This window comes from Megalodesulfovibrio paquesii (genome assembly GCF_054653055.1).
In genome coordinates, this window is record NZ_BAAIGQ010000001.1 from 154,082 (window position 1) to 176,653 (window position 22,572).

16 protein-coding genes are annotated in these 22,572 nt (G+C 61.7%); 7 read left to right on the forward strand and 9 right to left on the reverse strand.

Annotated features, from left to right (window positions below):
* Positions 1-67 precede the first annotated feature (67 nt).
* Positions 68-3,457 (forward strand): UvrD-helicase domain-containing protein, encoded by a 3,390-nt coding sequence (locus ACYQ00_RS00730; protein WP_460030317.1) that lies wholly within the window; start codon positions 68-70, stop codon positions 3,455-3,457.
* The gene (locus ACYQ00_RS00735) at positions 3,454-6,519 is read left to right on the forward strand and encodes a PD-(D/E)XK nuclease family protein (protein ID WP_460030318.1); all 3,066 of its coding nucleotides are present in this window, start codon (positions 3,454-3,456) and stop codon (positions 6,517-6,519) included. Before ACYQ00_RS00730 ends, ACYQ00_RS00735 begins: the two co-directional genes overlap by 4 nt.
* A gap of 136 nt (positions 6,520-6,655) precedes the next feature.
* On the opposite strand, the gene ACYQ00_RS00740 is transcribed toward ACYQ00_RS00735, so the two are convergent.
* Together ACYQ00_RS00740 and ACYQ00_RS00745 are read right to left on the reverse strand one after the other, a co-directional pair.
* Entirely contained in the window at positions 6,656-7,054 is a 399-nt protein-coding gene (locus ACYQ00_RS00740; RefSeq protein WP_460030319.1) for a hypothetical protein, read from the reverse strand.
* A gap of 238 nt (positions 7,055-7,292) precedes the next feature.
* Entirely contained in the window at positions 7,293-7,838 is a 546-nt protein-coding gene (locus ACYQ00_RS00745) for an outer membrane beta-barrel protein (protein WP_460030320.1), read from the reverse strand.
* A gap of 296 nt (positions 7,839-8,134) precedes the next feature.
* Between ACYQ00_RS00745 and ACYQ00_RS00750 the strand changes: the two genes are divergently transcribed.
* The 3 genes from ACYQ00_RS00750 (at position 8,135) to ACYQ00_RS00760 (ending at position 10,925) form a co-directional block, all read left to right on the forward strand.
* Positions 8,135-8,827 (forward strand): hypothetical protein, encoded by a 693-nt coding sequence (locus ACYQ00_RS00750; protein WP_460030321.1) that lies wholly within the window; start codon positions 8,135-8,137, stop codon positions 8,825-8,827.
* 175 nt (positions 8,828-9,002) lie between these two features.
* Positions 9,003-10,400: an ATP-binding response regulator gene (locus ACYQ00_RS00755; protein ID WP_460030322.1), complete on the forward strand. Its 1,398-nt coding sequence runs from the start codon at positions 9,003-9,005 to the stop codon at positions 10,398-10,400.
* Between the two features lie 81 nt (positions 10,401-10,481).
* Positions 10,482-10,925, forward strand: a complete 444-nt coding sequence (locus ACYQ00_RS00760; protein ID WP_460030323.1) for a PPC domain-containing DNA-binding protein — start codon at positions 10,482-10,484, stop codon at positions 10,923-10,925.
* Positions 10,926-10,938: 13 nt separating this feature from the next.
* Here ACYQ00_RS00760 and ACYQ00_RS00765 read toward each other — a convergent pair whose 3' ends face one another.
* The 7 genes from ACYQ00_RS00765 to ACYQ00_RS00795 form a co-directional block, all read right to left on the reverse strand.
* Positions 10,939-12,711: a cation:proton antiporter domain-containing protein gene (locus tag ACYQ00_RS00765; RefSeq protein ID WP_460030324.1), complete on the reverse strand. Its 1,773-nt coding sequence runs from the start codon at positions 12,709-12,711 to the stop codon at positions 10,939-10,941.
* 140 nt (positions 12,712-12,851) lie between these two features.
* Entirely contained in the window at positions 12,852-13,991 is a 1,140-nt protein-coding gene (locus tag ACYQ00_RS00770) for a GNAT family N-acetyltransferase (protein ID WP_460030325.1), read from the reverse strand.
* Positions 13,992-14,002: 11 nt separating this feature from the next.
* Positions 14,003-15,001 carry a glycosyltransferase family 2 protein gene (locus ACYQ00_RS00775; RefSeq protein ID WP_460030326.1) on the reverse strand — a complete coding sequence of 333 codons (999 nt, stop codon included), beginning with the start codon at positions 14,999-15,001 and terminating at the stop codon, positions 14,003-14,005.
* 11 nt (positions 15,002-15,012) lie between these two features.
* Positions 15,013-16,101, reverse strand: coding sequence for a sugar transferase (locus ACYQ00_RS00780; RefSeq protein WP_460030327.1), 1,089 nt, complete (start codon positions 16,099-16,101; stop codon positions 15,013-15,015).
* A gap of 98 nt (positions 16,102-16,199) precedes the next feature.
* Positions 16,200-17,573, reverse strand: a complete 1,374-nt coding sequence (locus ACYQ00_RS00785; RefSeq protein WP_460030328.1) for a GumC family protein — start codon at positions 17,571-17,573, stop codon at positions 16,200-16,202.
* Positions 17,574-17,685: 112 nt separating this feature from the next.
* On the reverse strand, positions 17,686-18,951 hold the full coding sequence (locus tag ACYQ00_RS00790) for a polysaccharide biosynthesis/export family protein (RefSeq protein ID WP_460030329.1): 1,266 nt from the start codon (positions 18,949-18,951) through the stop codon (positions 17,686-17,688).
* Between the two features lie 21 nt (positions 18,952-18,972).
* Positions 18,973-19,710 (reverse strand): CpsD/CapB family tyrosine-protein kinase, encoded by a 738-nt coding sequence (locus ACYQ00_RS00795; protein WP_460030330.1) that lies wholly within the window; start codon positions 19,708-19,710, stop codon positions 18,973-18,975.
* A 102-nt stretch (positions 19,711-19,812) separates the two neighbouring features.
* Here ACYQ00_RS00795 and ACYQ00_RS00800 point away from each other — a divergent pair, with 102 nt between their 5' ends.
* Both ACYQ00_RS00800 and ACYQ00_RS00805 read left to right on the forward strand, forming a co-directional pair.
* Positions 19,813-20,328, forward strand: coding sequence for a hypothetical protein (locus tag ACYQ00_RS00800; protein ID WP_460030331.1), 516 nt, complete (start codon positions 19,813-19,815; stop codon positions 20,326-20,328).
* Positions 20,329-20,772: 444 nt separating this feature from the next.
* A complete protein-coding gene (locus ACYQ00_RS00805) occupies positions 20,773-22,545 on the forward strand; it encodes an OmpA family protein (RefSeq protein WP_460030332.1) in 1,773 nt (590 codons plus the stop codon).
* Positions 22,546-22,572: the final 27 nt, after the last annotated feature.

Sequence of the window (22,572 nt, forward strand, 5' to 3'; positions counted from 1 at the left end):
GCTCCCGGCCCACCGCTGCCGCAACCACCGGCTTTACCTGCCCCGGCGCTTGGCCTATAACCTGGGCATGCAGTCCTCTCCTTCCGCTTTCCCTTCCGCCGCAGGCGGTCTGGAATTCCTGGCCCTGCGCGCCAGCGCCGGCTCTGGCAAAACCTACGCCCTGACCAGCCGGTTTCTACGGCTGTTGCACGGTGCGTCTCCAGATACCGTCGCTGCGCCCTCCCAGGCCTGCGCCCGGCAGACCGGGCCGCTGGACTGGTCCGCCATCCTGGCGGTGACCTTCACCAACAAGGCCGCCGCGGAAATGCAGGAACGCGTGCTGCGGGCCCTGAAGGAACGCGCCCTCAACCTCGAAAAAAGCCAGCATCCGGACCATCCCGCCCAGGCCTGGACCCCGTCCGAGGCCCGCCGCTGGTGCGAGATCATCCTGCATCGCATGAGCCGGCTGAACATCCGCACCATCGACAGCCTGCTCTTTCAGCTGGTGCGGCTCTCTGCCCTGCCCTTGGGTCTGGCGCCGGACATTGAGCCGGTGTTTGAAGAGGATGCGCTGTTTGAACCCCTCTACGACCGTCTCGTGGACCGCGCCCGGCAAGATTCTGCCCTGGCCGCTCGTTTCGAGAAAGCCTGCCGTAACGCCCTGGATTACGGCACGGCCAAAGGCTTTGCCCCGGCCCTGAGCCTCAAGGAACGTCTGGCTGAGATCCTCTCCTTCCTGGCTGCCTCGCCCCAGCCTTTTGACCTGCATGCCGATGAGGAATCCCTGGTCCGCCGGCTGGAGGCCATGCGGCTGGATTGCCAGGAAGCCGCCCGGCGCATGGTTGACGACATCGCCGCCGCCGGCCTGAATGCCCAAAAGAATTTTCTTAACTATCTTGACAAAGTGCAAGGCATGTCTGTCTTTGAGGCCCTGCCCTCCGGCGTCTGGCCGGACAAGGACACCCTGGATGACTGCCTGAACAAGGCCAGCAAAGGCCACGCCGGTTCCGCGGCCGAGGCCAGTTTTGCCGCACTGCAGGCCCGCCTGCGGCGGTACCGGGAGCGGCAGCCCATCTATAAGGATGCCCGGGAACTCCTGCCCATGGCCGCCCTGGCCGGGATCCTGGCTCCGGAACTGCAGGCCATGGAGCGCCGGTTGTCGTTGCTGCCCAAGAGCCGTTGGGAACCGCTGGTCTGCCGGCTGTTTGAGGACGGCTTTGGCGTCAGCGAGGCGTATTGCCGCCTGGGTGTGCGGCTCACGCACCTGCTCATCGACGAATTCCAGGACACCAGCCGCAGCCAGTGGCAGGCCCTGGAACCCCTGGCCGTGGAAGCCCTGGCCAAGGGCGGCTCACTCTTTTATGTGGGCGACGTCAAACAGGCTATTTACGGCTGGCGCGGCGGGGACGCCAGGCTCTTCGACGAACTCCCCCACCGCGAGGAACTGCAAGGCTTCCGCTCGGTCTTTCAGCCCTGCAGCCTGGACAAAAACTGGCGCAGCGCCCCGGTGGTGGTGGATATAAACAACCAGCTCTTCTCCCTGCTGGAAGATGCGGATGTGGCCCTGGACGTGGCCACGGCCATGCTCCCCAAGGCCGATGCCGACCTGGCTCCCCAACTCGCCCGGGACATCCAGACCTCCTTCCACAACACCGCCCAGCACGTTCCCACCCCCTACCGCAGCAATAACGCCGGCCTCTTCCAGCTGCTGACGGTCACCGGTGAGGATGCCGACGCCGTGCTCCAGGCCACGCGCGAGGCTGTGGAAACCGTGCTGGATGATGTCCTGGCCCGCCGGCCCTATGGCGAAGTCGCCGTGCTGGTCCGCAGCAACGATCAGGCCCAGACCGTGGCCCAGTGGTTGCTGGACCGCGGCGTGCCCGTGGTGACGGAGAACAGCCTGCTCCTCAATGCCCATCCGCTCATCAGGCAACTGCTCCAATTCCTGGCTTTTTTGGAATTTCCACCGGATGATCTGGCCTTCTGGGAAGTCATCTCCGGCCAGGAACTTTTTCTGGACGCCAGCGGCCTGACGCATCGCGAGATGGTGGACTGGCTGGCCCGGGTCCGCAGCGAGCGCGAGGGAGGCGATGCCTCCGGCGGCTCTGCCCCCCTCCCCAAGCCGCCGTTATTCATCTGCTTTCGGCGCGATTTCCCCGAGGCCTGGCAACGCTGGCTGCAGCCCTTCCATCGGCAGGCTGGCATCCTCGGCCCGTATGACTGCCTGGCCGAGCTCTGCCGACGCTTCCGGCTCCTGGATCGCCGTCCCGGGGACCAGCTCTTCCTGCGGCGGTTGCTGGAGGTGGCCCATCTGGCCGAGACGTCCGGCCAGCAATCCCTCTCCGCCTTCCTCGAATACTGGATCTCCAAGGGCGACACCGAGCGCGCCCCTCTGCCCGATGGTCTCGACGCCGTGCGCATCCTGACCATCCACAAGGCCAAAGGGCTGGAATTTCCGGCCGTGCTCATTCCCTTTCACCACGATACCGCCCGCCTGGATAAGGATCTGCTCCTGGTGGATCCCGAAGAGCCCAGCCGCCCCCCCGAGCCCGAGGGAGCGGCGCTGCTGGCCCGGCGACGGCGGGAGCTGGGGCCGGTGTTCCAGGAGGCCCGGCGGGATTCGCTCATGGAGGCCCTGCACGTGCTGTACGTGGCCTGGACCCGTGCGGCCGAAGAGCTGCATTGCGTCGTGGCCCCGTCGCGAGCTTCCCAGTCGCCCATGACCAAGGCCCTGCTGACCCTGCTGCCCTGTCTGGGTATCCTGGAAAACGCCGGGACCGAAGCCTGCGTCGTGCGCATGGGCCAAACGCCGGAACCGACCAGGGAACTGGCCGATGGGCCTGGCACGGTGGAACAACCGGACGCTTCACTGGATTCCGCGCCCTTCGCGCCTGCATCAACCGAGCCGGCTGCAGCGTTCCGGCCCATGGACTGGCTGCCGCGCCTGAAGGTCTTCCGCAACGAGCTGGCCCCGGCCAACTTCGCCAACCGCCGCCGCGGGACCATGCTGCACCGGTGCCTGGAGCATCTGCACCTGCCCTCCCCTGCACCAACGCCCCAGGAGGCGGCCCAGGCCATACAGCGGGCCCTGGACGCCGGGTTGCGCGGCCTGGCCAACCCCCACGACCCCGCGGCCTTTGCCCGGGATCGCGACACCGTGGCCGGGGAGGTCCGCGAGCGGCTGGAATGGCTTCTGGCCCAGGAAGAAGCCCGGCCCTGGCTGTGCCATGGGCTGCGCGAAATCACCCTTCTGGACAACCAGGGCGACCTGCACAAGCCGGACCTGATCGTTCTTGAGGCCCCCGCGCCCCTGGCCGTGGATTACAAATCCGGCCTGCCGCGCGACAAGGACACCGCCCAGGTCCGCCGGTATCTGCAGCTTCTGGCGGCCATGCATCCGGAGTTGCCGCAGCCTGAGGGACGGCTGATCTACCTGGATATGCAGGTCATTCAACCCGTGAGGCTGGTGCAGGCATGATGGCGTCGCATGGCCGGACATTACTGATTCCCTGGAATATTGATGCCATGGAGGCCATGGCTGCGTATCTGCGAGCGTCTTCGCGGCCTTTGCACGAGCATCTGCTCGTCTTTCCGCACCGCCGGCCAGCCCGGCACCTGCTGGGCATCCTGGCGAAATCCCTGGGACCGGACGCCCCCCCCGTGCGCACCCCGCGCATGCTGGCCGGTGGCGAGCTGCTGGCCCGCCTGCGGGCCGGGCTCGACGCCCCGCCTGCCGAAACCGTGAGCCGGCTGGACCGCATCCACCTGTTGCAACAGATTATCCAGGAGCTGGGCGAAGCCGGTATTGCCGCGCTGCAAGGCGTTTCGGCCGAGCAGTTCTTCCCCTGGGGGGTGCGGCTGGAATCCCTGCTGGAGGAATGCTTCCTGGCGGCCACACCACCTCGCGCCCTGGGGTACATGGAAGAGGAGGTCCAGCCCTTCGCGGCCGGCATTCTCTCCGCCCTGGACACGGTGTATGCCCGTTATGTGGAGACCCTGGACGCCCGCAACTGGTCCACGCCCGGCCGGGACGCGCTCCTGTTGGCAGACCGGGTGGAGGAAGCCGCGGCCCTGATCGAAGAGCCTTCGGTGCTGCTCGTTGGCTTTGACGACTGCTTTGGGGTGGAAGAGCTGCTCTTCAGGCACCTCTGGGAAACAGGCCGGGCCGACCTCATCCTGCATGGCGATCCGGCCCTGGCCAAGGATTCCTCCCGCCGCCCACACTGGTCCCAGGGGCAGATGGAGGCCCTGCTGGCCCGCTGGGGCGCGCCGGCTCCCGAACTGCTCGGCACCCCTGGGGCGCCCGAGGGCCCGATGAATACACCGCCGGCCGCCGCGCCCATGCTCGTCCCCATGCTGTATGAAGGCTATGACCTGCACTCCCAGCTGGCCGCCCTGGGTGAGAATCTGCGTCAGGAACTGCGAGAGCATGGCTCCCTGGACGGCGTGGCTGTGGTCATCTCAGAGCCGGCCATGCTCCTGCCCGTGTTGCACCACCTGCCCCTGGGCGCCCCCACCCGCGATGGCGGCAGTGTGGATGTCAACGTCAGCCTCGGCTATCCTCTGGTCCGTTCCACCCTGGCCCAGCTGCTCGAACTGTGCATGACCCTGCAGGAAACCGCCGCCGGCCCTGGGCTGTACCACTGGCGCGACCTGCTGGCCCTCATCCGCCATCCCTACCTCAAAATGCTCTCCCTGGAGGATCCTGAGGACGAGACCAGCGAGCCGGATCAGGCCCTGCGGCCCCTCTTCCATGCCCTGGAACGCCAGTTGCGGCTGGGATCGCCCATGGTCCGACGCGAGGACCTGACCACCCTGGCCACTCGGGGGCTTGGCGAGGGCGCCGCGCCACCTGCGGCGCATCTCGAATTTCTGGCACAGGTCTGCTCCACCTTTCTGACCGCCTGGGAAGGCCGCCGTACCCTGGCCCAACTGGCCGAGACCCTGCACGGCTGCGTGGAGTTGCTGCTGCGTCACGGCCTGGCCCTCTGGCGGCGCTTTCCCGTGGATGGCGAGTGCCTGCACCGGCTGCTGCACCAGATCCTGCCCACCCTCTCCGGAGCCACGCTCTGCCACGAGCCCCTGCCCGAGAGCCTGCTCTTCGCCATCCTCAAAACCATGCTGGCCGAGGAACGCGTGCCCTTTGAGGCCGAACCGCTGACCGGGCTGCAGGTCATGGGCGTGCTGGAATCCCGGCTCCTGCCCGTGTCCCGTCTGCATCTGATCGGCGCCACGGATGACGCCCTGCCCGGCCGGCCCGGCGCGGATCCGCTCCTGCCAGACGCCCTGCGACACCTGCTGCAGCTTCCCGATGCCTGGCAGCTGGAACGACGGCAGGCGGCGGTGTTTTTCCGCTGCGTGGAGGGAGCCAGAGCAGCCACCCTTTATACGCAAACAGGCGCGGCCTCTTCCGGGCTGATGGACGAAAAAAAACGCCGCAGCCGGTTTGTGGAAGAAGCCCTCTGGGCCCGCGAACAGCAACTCGGCCGGCTCCTGAAACCCGGTGAACCGCCCCTGGTGCAGGTGCAGTTTCCGGCCGTGGCGCCGCCGCGGACCCGCCGCGGTCTGCCGGCCACCCCGGCCCTGCGGGCGCGGTTGAAGCGCCGGCTGCACAGCCGCCCCCTCTCCCCCACCTTTTTGGACGCCTACATGCACTGCCCGGCGCGCTGCCTGCAGGAAAAGGTGCTCGGGCTCAAGCCGCAGGAAGAAGTCAAGGAAGAGGGGGACATGAAAGCCATTGGCGAAATCGTCCACAGCGCCTTGCAACACTATTTCCAACCGCGCCTGAACCGCCCCCTGACTGCGGCGGATGTGGATGGTGACGAGCTGGGCGAGCTGTTCGTCCAGACCCTGGCCGGACACGAGCTGGCCACGGTCCTGCGGTTCGACCACCGCACCGCCACGGAGCTGGCCGGCCGAAAACGCCTCCGGGACTATGCCGCCGTGTTCCCGGACACGACCATCCTGTCACTGGAAACCGATCTCTTCGGCTCCCTGGAGGTGGATGGCGAAACATTCCGCCTGATGGGCCGTCTGGATCGGCTGGACCAGCGCAGCGCCACAGATATTGCGGGCGAGGAGCTGCGGATTCTGGATTACAAGACCGGTGGCAGCCTCAAGCTGCCTGTCCGGCGCATGTGGGAGACGCTGGACTGGCAGGCCCTGGAATCCTGGGGGAATGAAGAAGACGCCCAGGCCCCGCAACGCCAGGCAGCAGGGGACGCCCTGTTGCAGACTCTGGCCAGTCAGGTGCGCAGCGTGCAGCTGCCCTTCTACCTGCATTGCGCCCGGCAATCCGGCCACGGCGACCGCGCCTTGCTGGATGCAGCCCTGGTGGATCTGGCTCGCGGCGGGCAGGAGCTGGCTCTCTTTGGCCCCAAGGTGGACGAGGAGGAACGGGACCGCATTCTGGAGTCACACATCCCCACCCTGCTGACCTTTCTCGTCCGCCACCTGCTGCGCGCCGAAATCTTCCCCGCCTTGCCCGGCGATGGCTGCCGGCACTGCCCGGTCAGCGCAGGGTGCCTGAGCAGAAGCTGAGTGCCGCGCCCGCTGCGGTTCCGCCGCGGCCCCGAAGCCGCAGGCTCCGTGAGCCCGCCAAAATCCACGCATTTTGTCGGGCGATCCTCCACGTAATAAGATGATGCAAGCATCACCTTATTACGGGGACGTCGCCCTAGGCGTTGAACGTCAGGAACCCGAGCCGGGTCAGCAGATCCTCCAGGGCGTTCACGTCGCCGTCGGCCAGGATTGCCGCCAGGGACACGGCGCCGTGGGCCAGCATTTTGCGCATGGCCAGCATGCGGCAGGCACTGAGATCCCGGGCCATGGTCTGAAAGGCTTCCCGGGTGCGGCGCGGGTGCTCAAAGCGATCCTCGCTTTCAAAGTCCACCAGACTTGCACCGGAAACGGGCATGACGGCTTCGCTGAACTGGTGCAGCAGCTCCCGGCGTCCCATGAGCTCCAGGCGATCCGCCTCTTCCAACGACTCGTCTTCGAGAATGGCGGCCAGACCGGCGGCCATTTCCCGGCAGCTGGCGGCGATGTGCAGCAAATCCTCTTCCGTAAAACGCACGGGAATACTCCTGCATGGCAAAAGGTCGCATGAGTGGGCAGGCGCGATGCCTCCGGACAGACCACGCGTGTGAAGGATGCGGGTCAGGCAATTGGGCCTGTTCATTGGGCCTGTTAACTGTTCCTGTTGGCTGTGCCCGGCAACTGTGTCAGACACCCTATAAAAAAGCGCCCCTTCCGTCAAAGAAGAGGCGCTTATGGGACAACTCAGGTGGCCAGGCCAGCCACAAGGGGCACAGTTAGAAGCCGATGCTCAGGCCAACGTTGCCGCCCCAGGTGTCGAAGCCATGGCGGTTGAAGCCGATGCGCTGGTACCGGCCGCCAACATCCAGGGAAAACTGGTCGGTGATGTGCACCACCACGCCCAGATCCACAGGCAGGGTAAGATTGCTCTGGTAGCCGCCGTAGGAGATTTCATCATCGGTGAACAAGCCGCCGAGGCCGGTGCCAACATAGAAGGAAGCCTGTTCAGCAGAGAAAGGATAGTAGCGGATCAAGCCGTTGAAGCCGAAGCCATTGGCAAAGTCGTAATCGCCGCCGCTGCCATCCATGGACATGTAATAGCCCAGGAATTCGGCGCCCAGGGACAAGCCGTCCACAACAAAGACACCGGCGGACAGGCCGTAGGTAAAGACCGTGGACACGTCCTTGGAGCTGGTGCCGTACAGGCCGACCTCAGGCTGAATGTAGAAGCGTTCTGCCTGGGTGGCGGTGGTGCCTTGAGCCAGCGCGGCGCCCGGCAAGAGGGCGAGGGCCAGACAGGCGAGCAGGATCAATTTCTTCATGGTAGTTCTCCTTGACCAAACTTGTATTCGAGCAAAAAGCCCTCATGTTCAACACATAACGCGCTGCATCAACAGCTTGTTACAGTACTGCAAGGGGTCTGGGATTGGCAACATTTTTCTTGAGATTCTCTAGAATCTCTCCTCTCCCTACCCAACAACGAGGACGCTCCTTTATAGCATGGCCCCAGGGCCTGAGCAAGTGGGGGTTTCTATTAATTTTGCTCCATCGCAACAGTATGATGACCCCATTGTAGCAACTCCGCTTCATGTGATATATAGCCCATAGTGGACCAGGGTTGTCCAAAATCCTGTTGCAAGAAGGCGGTGTGCTTTTTCGAAGACACATTACACCACAGGAGAAACGTATGGTTACTTCGAAATTGAAGATTCCGGCACTCCTCGTCTGCCTCGCAATGCTTGCGCCTGTTTGCATCGCGCACGCGCAACTCGGGTTGCCCATACCCGACCTCAAATCCCTGGCCAAACCAAAAGGCGGGGCGGCTGTCACCACCGCCAAAACCTTCTCCCAGCCCACCACATTCCGGAATACCGGCAGACGGTTCGAGTTCACGCTTCCCGCTGGCTGGATGCAGGAATCCGGCAATGTGCAGGATGAATCCGGCGCAGTGTTCCAAAAGGGCGACCGCTCCGTGTCATTCCTCTTTCATATGACGCAAATGGTCCCCAGTTTTCCTGCGGAGGCCAGCGTTTCCGCCTCACTCAAGCAGGCCAAGGAAGAAATTCAGATTCGCAAGTTGCTTTCCGCCAAACGGCGTGATGGTGGTGTCAAAGCCCCTGGCTCTCCCAGGGTTATCGGATGGGAAGTGACAGAATCCGAAAAAGGCTCCGGAGGATTCCAGCGCATCATCTGGCAATGTTACGACCAGGATAATTATTACTTTAACTTCATGGTTTCCACGGAACCTGCCAACTTCCAGAATGCCAAGGCGGAAATGCAGCAGATTATCGATTCCATCGTGTTCAAGTAGTCTGTTCTGCGGGAACACATCTGCCCTGGGCATGGCTGGGCAGAATTCGCTCCGGGCTTCATTTTTATTGAAGGGTGCGTTATCAGGGTGGCTACATCGTATTCGTGCAGCGCGACACAGAAAGTCTTAGCAGTCTGCCCTTTGCACGGGTACCAGCCTGGGGGGAATTCTGTAGATGGCTGGCGTCATTCTGGTCGTAGAAGACGAGGAACACATCCGTGAATCGTTCAAGCTGCTCCTGGAAAAGGAGGGCTTCCACACGTTCACGGCAGAAGACGTTGGCTCTGCACTGACCATCCTGCAACGCGAACACGTGGATGCCGTGGTGTGCGACATCCTGCTCCGCGAACGGTCAGGCCTGGCCCTGCTCATAGAAATCAACACCATGCAGCTGAATGTGCCGGTTATCCTCATTACCGGCGAACCCAACTTCGAAAGTGCCGCCATGGCGGTGCGCCAGGGAGCGTTCGACTATCTGGCAAAGCCTGTCCGCAAGGAAGTGCTCTTTCTGGTGCTGGAAAAGGCCCTGGGACATAAGGCGCTTCTGGATCGAAAAATGCGCCTGGAGGAGGAAAACCGCCTCTACCGCCACAATCTTGAAGAACTCATCCGCTCCCGCACCATGGCCCTCAATCAGGCCAATGCCGACCTGCTTCAGGAGGTGGAGGAGCGCCGCAAGGCCGAACATGCCCTGGAAATCCTGAACAAGGATCTCGAAACGCTCGTGGACTCCCGCACCCGTGAGCTGGCTGCGAAAAATCTGGAGCTGGAAGCCACCAACCGGCGCCTGACCGAGCTGGATGCCATGAAGTCCGCCTTTTTGTCCCTTGTTTCCCACGAACTGCGCACCCCCATGACCTCCGTGCTCGGCTTCGCCAAACTCATCCGCAAGGACTTTTTGCGCCATTTTATGCCGTTTTGCGACGGCACCCCATCCCTCGAAGCCAAGGGGTTACGGATCCAGGAAAATCTGGGCGTTATTGAAAAGGAAGGCCAACGCCTGACGCGCATCATCAGCGATGTGCTGGATATCACCCGCATCGAAGCCGGACGCATGGACTGGCGCTGCGAAACACTGGACCCTGCCGAGCTGGTCACCCATGCGGCCCAGGCCATGCGCGCGTTGTTCCTGGAAAAACCCAAAGTGGCGCTGCGTGTGGACGCGCCACTTGATCTTCCCAGGATCGTGGCCGACCCGGACCGCCTGCAGCAGGTGCTCATCAATCTGCTCTCCAATGCCCACAAGTTCACGGACCGTGGCGAAGTCCGTCTGGGCGTGCAGGCCATTCAAAGCAATCAAGCGGACGCAGCCCGTCCCGTTCCCCAAACATCCTGGATCCGCTTCACGGTGCGCGATACTGGCCGGGGGATACATCCTGACGACGCAGCGCACATTTTCGAGAAATTCTACCAGGGCCGCATCGACACGCAGGATCATGACAAACCCCAGGGCGCGGGCCTGGGGCTGGTCATTTGTCGAACCATTGTAGAGCATTATGGTGGCAAGCTCTGGATGGAGTCCGTCCAGGGCCAGGGCAGCGTCTTTTATGTGGACATGCCCGTCATGCAGTAGCAGTTGTGCAGGCGTGCGGGAATCCCAGAGAAGAACGCCAGCTGTACCATCCTGTCTCAACCCAAAAAACTGGAGCGCAGCATGCAGGCGGCAGAAGGCCGGCTTGGTCGGGTGTTTGTCTTGCGGTTGGAGGATGGGGATCGCATCCCCGACATCATCGAAGCCTTCGCGGCGGAACGCGGGCTTTCCCGTGCGCTGTGCGCCCTGCTGGGCGGTGTTGGCTCCGGCTCGCTGGTGGTGGGGCCACAGGATGGCACGGCGGCAATCATCACCCCCCTGCTCAAGGCCCTGGGCAATGTGCATGAAGTGGCGGCCCTGGGCACTCTGTTTCCAGATGCCGAAGGCGCGCCCAGGCTGCACATGCACCTGGCCGCCGGCCGCGGTGACGAGACCGTGGTCGGCTGCACCCGCCGCGGGGTGGATATCTGGAAGCTGGCGGAAGTGGTGCTGCTGGAACTGGTGGACGTGCCCATGACCCGCCGTGTGGACCCGGCCTTTGGCTTTGAGGTGCTCTGCCGGGATTGATTGATTCCCGGAGTTATCCCAACACCTCGCGCCGCGTGGCCAGGCTCTCCTGCTCGGCTTCGCGGCGCAGGGCCAATTGCCCTGCCACCCCGTCCGCGCCGCTGTCATGCAGGGCTTCGGCAATGGCCAGGGCCAGCTCACGCACGCTGTGGATGCGCGGAATAAAGACGAAATCCGCCCCGGCTTCGTACAGGGCCGTGGCCTTGGCCAGGGTATTGGTCGTCACGATCACCCTGGCGTGCGGCGCCACGCGCCGGGCTGCGGCCAGCAGCCGCATGTTGGTGACCCCGCGCAGGATGGTATCCGGGATGGTGGCCACAATCACCGCGGCATGCCCCATGTGGGCGTGGTGAAGGGTGTCCAGACTGGCAATGTCCCCATACATGCAGGCCAGTCCACGGCGTTTGAGTTCGGCATGCACCTGGGGGTTGAAGTCGATGACCAGGCTGCGCCGCAGGATGCCGGCGCCTTCGGTGTCTGCGGCTGCATTGGCGATATCCATCTGCTCCAGTTCATGGAACAGGGAGCTGGCCTCGCGATAAAATCCCAGAAAGATCACATCCTTGCCGCCGTCATCCTGGGTCTCGTCCCGCTCGTCCAGGTCCTTGAGGCCCAGCCGCCGCAGCCGAACGGCCAGACGCTGCTGCAGCAGATGGTTGGCGTTGATGGCATACGTGGACCCCACGGCGGCGATGGCAAACACGAAAGTCAGCACCCCCACGGTTTCGGCCTGCACATGCCCCAGCCCCAGCCCGATACTGGCGATGACCAGGGAGAATTCGGACATCTGGGAAAGATTGATGGGCGGCAGCAGACTGGTTCGCATGCCGTTTTTGAGCAGGTACAGCACCGGAAAGATGGACACAAATCGCGAAAGCGCCAGGAATACCGTGGCCACCACGGCCAGAGCCAACATGCCCACACTGGGCATGGGAATCTGCAAGCCCAGGCCAACGAAGAACAGCGTGACAAAAAAATCCCGAATGTTCACTACCTTGGCGATGACGTCAATATTGTAGGGAAACGTCGAAAGGGACACCCCGGCGATGAGCGCGCCCATCTCCCGCGACAGCCCCACCGCGCCGGCCGCCTCGCTGACCAGGAAGCACCAGGCCACAGCCGTTACCAGCACAAGCTCCGGCATCTTGGCAATAAAGGCAAACAGCCGGCCCAGGAGATGCCGGCTGGCGGCCAGGGCCGCCACCACCAGCAACCCGCCCTTGAGAAAACTCAGCAGAATGACCCCAAGGCCAGGATCGTGCAGGTTTGGCTGCACTGCCAGGAAAAGAATGGCCCAGATGTCCTGAAAAACGAGAATGCCCAGGGTAATGCGCCCTGGCAGCGCGCCAAGCTCAAACTTGTCGTACAAGAGTTTGACCACAATCATGGTCGAAGAAAGCGCCAACCCCACGGCCATGTACAGCGCGTCGAATTTTCCGCCGCCCAGGGCAAAGCCTAGCAGCGGAAAGAGGGCCAGCCCCATAAGGACACAGAGAGCAAACTGGCTGACCCCGGCGGCAATGAGGCTGGAGCCCGAGGAAAGCAGCTTTTTGACGTCGATCTCCAGACCAATGATGAACAGCAGCAGGATCAGGCCGATTTCCGAAATGGTCTGGATGCTGGCCTCGTCCTCAATCAGCCCCAGCCCCAGCCTGGGGCCAAGCAGGATGCCGGCGGCGATATACGCCAGCAAAAGCGGTTGCTTGAGGGCTTTGGCCGCAATGCCCAGGCCCGTGGCGGCAATGATGGAAAGGCCGATGCCTTCGATGAGCGCAGCGCCGTGCATGACGTCCTGCCTTGTGTTTGGTGCGATGCAGAATCCGCCCGTGAGACGACCATGGGCGCATAACCGTCCAGGGTTGTACGCGCTGGATGGCGAAAAGATCAAGGGGGATTGCCTGGGGGCGCCTGGGGAGCGCCAGAAGACTAGCGGTTCGCGGGCCTGGGTCCTGGCCTGAAGAGCGCCCTGACGAGCGCCTTGCCCGCCGTGCGGCATTGCATGGCAGCCAGGGCCAGCCGACCACGCCGGCTGCGGGCAGCCTGCAGGGTCACGGTCATGCGCGGCATTGCGCCGGTCTGGTATTTGTACGGCTCGTCGCCCCAGAGAAAATGAAACTCCCGAATCTCACCCAGGGAGCTTTCGATGATTTCCATCTGCAGCATGTTCCCGGCCTTGACCCTGGAGCCGGCCTCGCTCCGGCCGGACTGCAGAAAGTAATGCCGGCCCGCAAAGGCCAGGCCAAATTCCATGGCCTCCACCTGCCCGTCCACCTGCATGCCGAAGAGCCGCAGGCGGTCCTGTTCCATGCACCGCCGGGCAATGTCCTCAAAGAATTGACGGCGGCGCGGTTCCACAAAAGTATTGGCCAGCCCCAGGGCCTCCCAGCGGGCGGCATGCAGTTCGAAAAAACGTGACAAATCCTGCTCCAGGCTAGCCGCCTCAGCCCGGCACAGGACCATGCCATGCTTTTTGGCGTAGCGGTCGCGGTCTTTCAGGATGATCTTCTTGTAGATCATGTCGGGCATGGCCCGGAAGCTCTCCACCGTGGCCGGCTGCACGGCCAGTACGGGGCAGATGTGGCAGTGCGAGAGCTGAAACGGGAGGTCATTGGCGAAGAGCCAGTGCCGCAGGTGAGTCAGCGGGAGGTCTCCTGGGTCCGCATTGGCATAGTCCAACAGATCCCAGTCCGCCTCCTGCCAGATCGTCTCGGCCAGCTGGCGGGCGATGGCCTTTTCCTGTCCTGGGGTGATGAGAATGCCCAGAAAATCCCCGGCAGCGTCGCGGTCGCCCTGCAGAGCCAGCACCTGCACGGGCAGGCCCCCCACCCGCCTGCGCGCCACGTGCAACGGCGCCACGGCCAGCACGTCGCCTGCGGAGGATTCGACGACATACAGCCGCAGCCCCCCTTCCTGACCAAAGTGGCGCCACCAGCAGTCCAGCCAGTCAAAAGTCATGAAAATATGCCCGCCGCTGCGGGCCACCAAGGCATCCCAGCTCGCGGCAAGGGGACGGGCCGCCTCAAAACTGGGGAGCCGACGAATGGTGAACGATGGCGTGCTGCTCATGGCCTGGGCACTCAGCTCCGGCGCTTGCTGGGATCAAACTCCTGATACAACTGCCGCACCAGGGCCGCCGCCGCCACGTTCCAGCGCAAGAACACCAGGGCGGTCAGCTGGGTGGCCAGCCAGGGGTGCCGCCGCGCCGGACCGGTCCAGGTGGTCAGGACAGAGGGCGCCACCCACAGCAGTGCCAGCCACGCCATCCCCAGCGCGGATCCCAACCCCAGCAGACAGGCAAACATGACCACCAGACACCACAGATGCCAGGCCGACATGAGCGGCTGGCGCAGCACGCGACTGCGGAAATGGTGCTTCCTGGCAAATGCCAGGCTGCCGCTCTGCCGCCAGAATTCCTTGCGTACAAATTCGCCCAGGCCCTTTTCATACCCAGTGTGCACAAGCACCACTTCGTCGGAGGAAATGGCGCCCAACCCGGCGTCCAGGGCGCGCAGGGTCAGGTCTTTGTCTTCGCTGGTGCGCAGGGTTTCATCAAACCCGCCAAGTTGCACAAACGAGGCGCGGGGGATGTTCATGTTGCGGCCGGGAAGAAAATCCACAGCCCGCACTCCTGGCCGGCGAAGGCGATACCGTTCGCCCCAGACGCGGGCCACCCAGGGAACAGACGGGGCTCCTGGCACCGAGGTGTCTGGCGTTGTTTCCACAAATCCCAGGAGCCCGGCATGCCCGGCGCGAAAGATTTTCTCCACCATATCCAGCCAGTTGGGCGGCACGCGCATGTCCGCATCCAAAAAGCACAGCATCTCTCCCTGGCTGGCCGCGGCGCCGCGGTTGCGCAGGGCGGCGATGGCCACCCGTCCGGCGTGGTTTTCCAGCACCTGCACCCCCAGGGAGCGGGCGATGGCGGGGGAGCTGTCACTGGAGCCGTTGTCTGCCAGGACAATTTCCACGGCATGCCTGTCTGCAGCAGCAGCCCGAATCCCCTCGATGCAGCGAGCCAGATTGGCAGCCTCGTTCCAGCATGGAATAACAACAGAGAAACGCGGCGAGCGATGCATGGGGCGGCTCCTCAGACAATACTTTTGTGCAGAAAGTACTGATCCACCAAATACTGATTGAGCTGGCTGATGGGTTTGTACCGGATAATATAAATGAAGGGGAGTTCCTCGCCGGGAACCATCCGCTTTCGGACAACCTCACCCATCACGGTGCAACGCTTGGTCTTTTTCTTGCCTAGGCGGCGGGAAATCGTTTCAAGACGGTAGATGCGGATACTCTGATCGGCCAGGTCCACATCGGAATGCATTTTCAGGCATTCCTCATTCATATCCGCCAGAAGGTATTGCCCCTGGCAGGATTCCCGATCATTGCCGAAAACACGCAGGCAGATGGAGGCATGCTGCTGTCGGACACGCTCCAGCTCCCGGCGCTCCAGATACTCGCGCAGCAGCCACCCCTTGACGACATTGCGCCAGAAATATGCCCCACCCTTGATGAACACGGAACGGGTCAGCACCAGCCCGGTGAAGGCGACGATGATCAAATCCCAGACCAGGCTGCGCTTCAGGTGCACATATTTGTTGTCGATAAACGCACGGATTCGCTTGGGACAGCTGTGCGGGGTAAAGAGCTGGGCATAGCCGATGAGCCCTGGACGCACGGTGAAGCGCTGTTCGTAATTGGGAATCTGCTTGCACAGCTTGGCATACACTTCCGGGCGCTCCGGACGCGGGCCAACAAAGTCCATGTCGCCCTTGAGCACATTGAACAGCTGCGGCAACTCATCCAGGCGCGTATCCCGCAGCAGGCGGCTGAAGGGTGTGGTCAGCTTATGCTTATGCGAAAGCAGGTCGCCCCCGATGAGCTGTTCCGCCCCCACTGGCAGGGTGCGGAATTTGATCATCTTGAACGTCCGGCCACCAAGGCCCATGCGGGTCCCGAAATACAGCACGGGGCCGTAGTCGCGCAGCTTGATGGCCACGGCAATGAGGCACATAATCGGCAAAGCCACAACAAGCAGCACACTGGCGAGCACCATGTTGAACGCGGTGATCGTCAGAAAGGACCCCTTGGAATAGCCGAACTGCCGGACTCCGGCCGGGCTGGCAAAGGGGCGCGGGCTGTTCTGTGTGGCGGCCTGTATGTACGACGACGGCATGGAAAAGGTCCTTTTTCAAGCATGACGGCGCGCCCAGGCACGTTGCCAGGGCGCGCCGCACAGGATTCTCTCAACTTTTCAAGCAGTGTTGGGCCAGCCTACTTTCCATTCCACTGCGGGATAGACATGAGGGTTGGCAAATCCGCAAACTTGGCCACGTCCTCAGGCTTTTTGAAGGTATGGTCAAAGTATTCCCGCAAAAACCCAAGACTGAACCCGGTAATAAGCCCCACCAGCGCGCCCACGAACACAATGTTCGAACGCGGAAACACAGGAGCGCCGCCAAAGAACGGACGCGAGAGCACACTCACGCTGAACAGCATATCCCCGCCTGCGTCGGACACTTTGGCTTCCTCCCGGCGACGGGCAAACGTGTCGTACGAAAGCTTGAGCAGATCAGCCTCGCGTTGCACCCGCTGGCTGGCAATGACCGTCTCTTGCAGGGCCAGATTGCGCTTGTTGATTTCATCCACGCGCGCTTCCAGGGTTTCAATCTGATCGCGCAAGGTGTTCAGCTGGGTTTCCTGGCCACTGGTATAATCGACCACCTCGGCCTTGAGCGCTGCATAAGCGGTCTTGATGTGTTCGTCAATCCGCTGCACTTTTTCACTATTTTCGCTGTAGATCCGCAGGAGCTGGCCGCGTTCGAGCACCAGGGTCTGCACTTTGTCACCCAGAATGCGGATGGACTGGTTGTCGATGAAGGAATAGAATTGCACTTCAGGCGAAGCCAGCACTTCGCGCAAGTGTTTGACAAACAGATCCTTTTCGATCCACTGGCCACGCGCCACGTCCAGTTGCTGTTCCACGGCGCGCTTGATTTCCATGTTGTTCTGGATTTCAGCCACCGGATTGGCGGTGTTGCCTTCCTTGGCCAGCTTGAGCAGCTGATCTTCCTTGACCTTGAGCTCGGTGTTGAAGCCCTTGGCGGTATCGTCAAAAAATCCTTCGGCGCCGGCAGGGCTGTACACGCCAGTGTGGAAGGCAATGTACTGCGCAAACAGGTTATCCAGAATTTTCTGGGCGCGCTGCGGATCCTTGTCCAGAAAACGCACCTTCAGCACACTGGTTTCGGGCAGAATTTCCGTCCGCAGCCCGGTCTGTACCTGGTAGACGCGCTCCTTGAGCATATCGCCCTTGGTGTCGTCCTGGGTAAAGTACAGGTTTTGCGCCGCCATGCGCTTGATGGTTTCCCCCACCACGTCGGGCGAAAGCAGCATTTCCTTTTCCGTGTTCAGCTCCCGCATGGTGATTTCCATCACCCGGGCCTGCACGTTTTCCAGCGTGCCGAGGTCAGTCTGCACGCGGTTGCTCTTCACCAGGATGGAGCCGTCTGCGGCATACGTGGGAGGATAAAACTGCCAGATGGCGACGGCAGCCAGGGTAAACAGGATGGTTGTGCCGATGATGATCCGCTTTTGGGCGAAACAAATCTGCACAAACTCCCTCAGGTAATCTTCCGTGCGTATCATGCTCGAACCCGCCTGATGTTGCAGGGATAAATTTCTCTTAGCACAACTGCGCCCAGGGGGGAAGCCCCAAGGGTGAATCGCCCTGGGGCTTCCTTGCCACAACGCACCAGTCCTAAAGCCCCTGGTTGTTAATCACGTTCTGGTTGCTTTCCGTCTTGCCGTCAGGAGACTGCGAATAGTACTCCGACTTGCCAGGCACCAGATCGAACAGCGGATCATCAAGCAGGTCCGCGCCAAAGCCAATGCCCCAGCCGTTGAACAGGAAGATGTTGGCCACTTCCCGCATGATTTCTGCCCATTTGGCCGTCTCGCGCCGGGGGATGTACACGATGTCGTCCGGCTTGAGCCAGAAGTGCTCGCCGCCTTCGCGGCCGTTCATGGCGTTTTCCAGATCATACCCGCGAGCAACAAGGGTGCGTTCGGGGAGTTCTTCCTGGGGCTGCACGGCGCGGGTTTCGGGCATTTCCACGTCGTTGCCCGGGCAGCAGAGCACCAGCCGCTTGGGTTGTTCGGCCGGAGGCATTTCCTCCACGCGGCGGTTGGGCAGCGGCTTGCGGAAGATAACCACCTTGGAGGGCCGCGCCGTATTCTCCAGGCCACCGGCGCGGGCCACGGCATCCAGCACGGTGATGGGCGTGCGAATTTCGATGGATCCCGGGGTGTTCACCGCACCCATGATGTACACCACCGCACCGGTGGACTGTTCCAGGAACAAATCCACATGCAGGCCGGCCAGGAAGCTGTCATACAATTTGTCAACTTCCTTGTGCAGTTCGGGAATGGTCTTGTGCGCCGCCATCACGTCGCCGACCAGGGGGAACGTGACAATACCGTCGGGCCGAATGGTCACCAGTCGCGACAAGCCGCGAGGTGCGGTATGCAGGTCGGCCTTGAGTTCGCGGATGTGGGAGCTGAATTCCGGCACGGTGACGTAGATTTGCGGACTGCGCAGCACGGACTTGTACTTGCCGCGAATCTCCGCAGTCACGTCATCCACGGTACGGCCAGCCACCAGCACGCCGCCAATGTATGGCAAATAGATGTACCCGTTCGGGGTGACGTTTTGTTCTTCATTCAACTCGGGCAAATCCACGAACTTGACCTGGACAAGATCATCCACGGTCAGCGTAAACTTTTCCTTGAGCTCCCAGGTGCGAATCTGAAAAAGCACATCCAACTGATCCCCGGGCTTGAGCCGGTATTCTTTAAAGATAAAGTCCGGCGCAGGATAGTTGGCTTTGTCTTTGTCAAAGGTGGTGGAATTCATCACCCGTTCCTGCCCGTCGCTCAATCTGGGGCCGCAACTGGCAAGCCCCATGGCCAGCAGTGCAAGTCCAAGACAAAGTGAGAGGACATGGATTCGGCGGTGCATGGTCATGGCATTCCTCCGTGCTGTCGCCTAGATTTTACCGTAGAGTGAGGCAGGGATGTAATAGCGCCTCTTGTTGAGAATCACGCCCAGCACTCTGCCATTGGTGAGGCGCAGCCGCTCCACAGCACTCTGCACCACCTCCCACTTGGTCTTTTCGCATTCCACTACCAGCGCAATGCCGTCAAACTGCCCGGCCATGACGTTGGCTTCAGAGGAAGTCATGACTGAGCAGCCATCCATGATAACGTAGTCAAAGTGCTCCAGAAGGGAGGCGAGCCGATCCTGCAGCAGGTTGCCCTTGAGAATGGAGGCAAGGTCAAATCCGCTGGCGCCAAACGACATCACGGCCAGGTTGCGGATTTCCGTGCCGTGGATAAGATCGGCCAGCTGTGCGTTTCCCTGCAGGAATTCCGTGAAACCCGGTGAATTATCGAGCTGAAACAGCTGGTTCAGCACCGGTGAGCACGAGTTGCCGTCCACAAGCAGCACGGTGGATGAGCCGTTGATGGTCAGGCCATAGGCCAGCGACAGCGCTGCGGTGGTCTTCCCCTCACCTTTGAAGCTGCTGGTGACGAACAACGAGCGGGCCCCCTTGCCTGCGCTCAAGAGATTTCCCTCCACCATGGACATTTCTCGCATGTTTTTGACGAGCCTTGCCTTGATGGCTTCAGGGAGTCTCCCAATAGTTTGTGCAGCCATGACTCCTTCCTTCTTTTGCTCTTTCCAGAACAGCAAACACGTGGTGATGACATGCAGAGCTTCCACCCCTCGGGCTCCCACACCACGTCTCCGCTTCGCCCTCGTCACTCCCCCGACATCGTGCACCTGCGCTACAGAGGCCACTTCGTCATACTGCAGGCGTTTATATTGCTGCCTGCCCTGGCAGGGCCTGCCTCTGATGGGCTCACTCTGACCTTCCGAGCAGAGCCGCCGACAACATCCCCTCGCGCTCGCAATCCTGCTTCAGCTTACCCAGCCAGGCACGTTGAAACACTACCTTCCGAGGGTAATTTTGATTGCAATACATCAATTCAAACTCTTGAGTCAACAGGGTACAGGATTTTTTTATTTAATTGTATGCATTCAAATGCAAAAAAATATTTTGAAAAGCACATCATCACTGAAAACAAGCAACACTTACCTCATCGCATTCAGCTAAAAGGAAATATTGCATGGTGCAAAAAATCTAGATTTTATCTAATGAAGATACAGAACAGCATTACAGCCAGCATGACAATCATTATGTATTGCAATTGCATAAACATGGACATTTTTACAGAGATTTTTCATGCGGAAAATGTACCATTACAGAAAAAACAATCACTCCAGACTGAGACAAAACTGATGATACGAGACCTGTTTCATCGTACTGTCAGTGCATGAGCGACGATCCAAACAACATTCCTCCGCATTTTTTGGTCATGGCGCATTGCAGGCAAGTGCATTGCCTTTGATGACGCTGCAACGAAATCCGTCAGTCTTGCCAGTTGCGCGTCTTTACATCTAGCCTCCAATCATAATCCGCTCGCAACACTATCTCCTTAGCGCATTTTTTCTGGCGGTATCCCGCAAGAACCTGCGCCAACGCAATTGGTTCCCGCGCAGTGCAACGCAGCCTTGCCAACTGCTGGAAAAACGGACAGAATATGTAGCGATTCCCACTGCAGCGAAGCCTGATGCTGCCCCGCTCACCATAGCAGCATAGGATTGTCTTGCATCTCGCAAGCGCGCGGGGCTGGTCCGGGCCATTTTGCTGCGCCCTGCCCGGCCCTACCAGACGACTTCCGCCGCGCCCGCACCAGGGACGCCACGTGAGGGTTCGATGCGATGATTCGAAATTGCATTCTGGTGTTGTCCATCAGCATCTTTCTGGCTGCAGGCTTTGTGTTTTACAAGGCTTCTCTGGAACAGCATCTCTCCGGCGTGTTGTTCGGTTCTGCCTTGGAGGTCCCACATGCCGGCACCGCGCCACCTCCAGCAGTACAGGCCTCTCCCACTGGTGTGCATGGCGCCTCAGCCACACCAGTGCCCCTTCCGGACGAGCCACCAGTGGATACGGACGAAGTGTTTCGCAAAATGGCAGTCGGGCAATTGCCGCGGGCTAATCGCACCAGCGACGCGGCGCCCGGAGCGTCTGGCGAGCTGGAGCAACTGGTTGCCCTGGCCGAGCAACGCGCTCTCTATGCCCGGCAGGTGGAGGAGCTTTCCGCAGCCCTGGAGCCGATACTCACCGAACGGCTGGCGCTGTTGGCACGCCGGGAATCCCTGCAGGGACATCGCGCCGAGGCAGCCCGGCAGCGTGAGGGACTGGCCACGCTGGATGCCGAACGCACACGCCTGGAGGAAGCCTTGCACGCCGCCGAGCAAGAGGTGGTGGAAAAGGCCCATGCCTTGGACACGGCGCGCGATACGCAGACCCGCCACGCACAGGCCAGGGAACGCGCCGCAACCGCCACAGTGGCACTGGACAAACTCAAACCCAAAATTGAGGCAAGCGCCAAACGCCGCGCCGAACTGCTGGCTGCCATAGACAAAAAAACAAAAGAAATTGCTGTATTGGAAGATGCAATCGCCCTGTTGCAGCCCGTTGCGGCCCAGGCTGTTCCCGCCAATGGCACGACTCCCCCAGCAACCGCAGAGCCCGCGCGCCCCTCGACCGCCGAAGCGCAGAAGGCAGCCGCCACCCTGGTGCAGAAGCAGCTGGCCAAGGAGCAGGCCGTTCGCGCCTTCCAGGAGCTGGAGGCCTCCCTGGCCACTCAGGAAGACACCATCCACAAGCACACCACCGAGCAGCAGGCCTTGCAACGGGAAATCGACGACGCCAGGGCCCTGCAGTCCGCTCCTCCTCCTGGCAAGGACATTCTCTCTGCGCTGGAAACCGCGCTCGCCAAGGCCAAAGCCCAGCGCCAGACCGCCCAGGAGGCCCTGAACGCCAATGCCAAGGCCCGCGCCAGCCAGGCAGAATCCCTTGCCAAAACAGATATCTATCTCGCCGAGCTTGATGAAATTGACTCAGCCCTGGCCGAGGCCGAACTGCAGATTGCCAGGTTTGAACAGGACCGGGACACGTATCAATCCCAGCTTCCGGGGATTGATGAACGGCTGCGCTCCCTGGAGGAACGCGCCAGGCTGGCCCTGGCGGCCCTGGAAGGAGCCTTGCCCAATGGTTCTGGCCGCGCTGGCCGCGCCGTGCCGGCAAGCCCCGAAGGCGCCGGCACGGCACCTTCCGGAAGGTCTCTGGTCATCTCCCTCAATGAAGGGACTTTTGCCCCAGGGAATGCCACGCTTCAGGAAACATCCCGCCGGAATATCGACCGGGCTCTGGCTGCCATCCGAAAAGCTCCCAATAGCCGGGTCTCCGTGGAAGGCCACACGGACAGCGCTCCATTGACCGGGACCGGGCTTGATCAGTTTGGCGACAATCTCAATCTTTCCTACCAGCGGGCCAAGGCCGTGGCGGACCGGCTGATTTCCGGCGGTGTCAATGCCACTGCCGTCACGGTGACTGCTTATGGGTCCGGGTCGCCCCTGGCCTCCAACGACACGCCCGAAGGCCGCGCCCGCAACCGTCGGGTGGAGATCTGGCTGGTCATGCCCTGAACACATGTCCCGCCCTGCCGCACGCCC

Bases quoted from the DNA above. Each gene is read 5' to 3' on its own strand.
- ACYQ00_RS00730 (WP_460030317.1), top strand. From the start codon at position 68: ATGCAGTCCTCTCCTTCCGCTTTCCCTTCCGCCGCAGGCGGTCTGGAA.
- ACYQ00_RS00735 (WP_460030318.1), top strand. From the start codon at position 3,454: ATGATGGCGTCGCATGGCCGGACATTACTGATTCCCTGGAATATTGAT.
- ACYQ00_RS00745 (WP_460030320.1), bottom strand. From the start codon at position 7,838: ATGAAGAAATTGATCCTGCTCGCCTGTCTGGCCCTCGCCCTCTTGCCG.
- ACYQ00_RS00755 (WP_460030322.1), top strand. From the start codon at position 9,003: ATGGCTGGCGTCATTCTGGTCGTAGAAGACGAGGAACACATCCGTGAA.
- ACYQ00_RS00760 (WP_460030323.1), top strand. From the start codon at position 10,482: ATGCAGGCGGCAGAAGGCCGGCTTGGTCGGGTGTTTGTCTTGCGGTTG.
- ACYQ00_RS00765 (WP_460030324.1), bottom strand. From the start codon at position 12,711: ATGCACGGCGCTGCGCTCATCGAAGGCATCGGCCTTTCCATCATTGCC.
- ACYQ00_RS00770 (WP_460030325.1), bottom strand. From the start codon at position 13,991: ATGAGCAGCACGCCATCGTTCACCATTCGTCGGCTCCCCAGTTTTGAG.
- ACYQ00_RS00775 (WP_460030326.1), bottom strand. From the start codon at position 15,001: ATGCATCGCTCGCCGCGTTTCTCTGTTGTTATTCCATGCTGGAACGAG.
- ACYQ00_RS00780 (WP_460030327.1), bottom strand. From the start codon at position 16,101: ATGCCGTCGTCGTACATACAGGCCGCCACACAGAACAGCCCGCGCCCC.
- ACYQ00_RS00785 (WP_460030328.1), bottom strand. From the start codon at position 17,573: ATGATACGCACGGAAGATTACCTGAGGGAGTTTGTGCAGATTTGTTTC.
- ACYQ00_RS00790 (WP_460030329.1), bottom strand. From the start codon at position 18,951: ATGACCATGCACCGCCGAATCCATGTCCTCTCACTTTGTCTTGGACTT.
- ACYQ00_RS00805 (WP_460030332.1), top strand. From the start codon at position 20,773: ATGATTCGAAATTGCATTCTGGTGTTGTCCATCAGCATCTTTCTGGCT.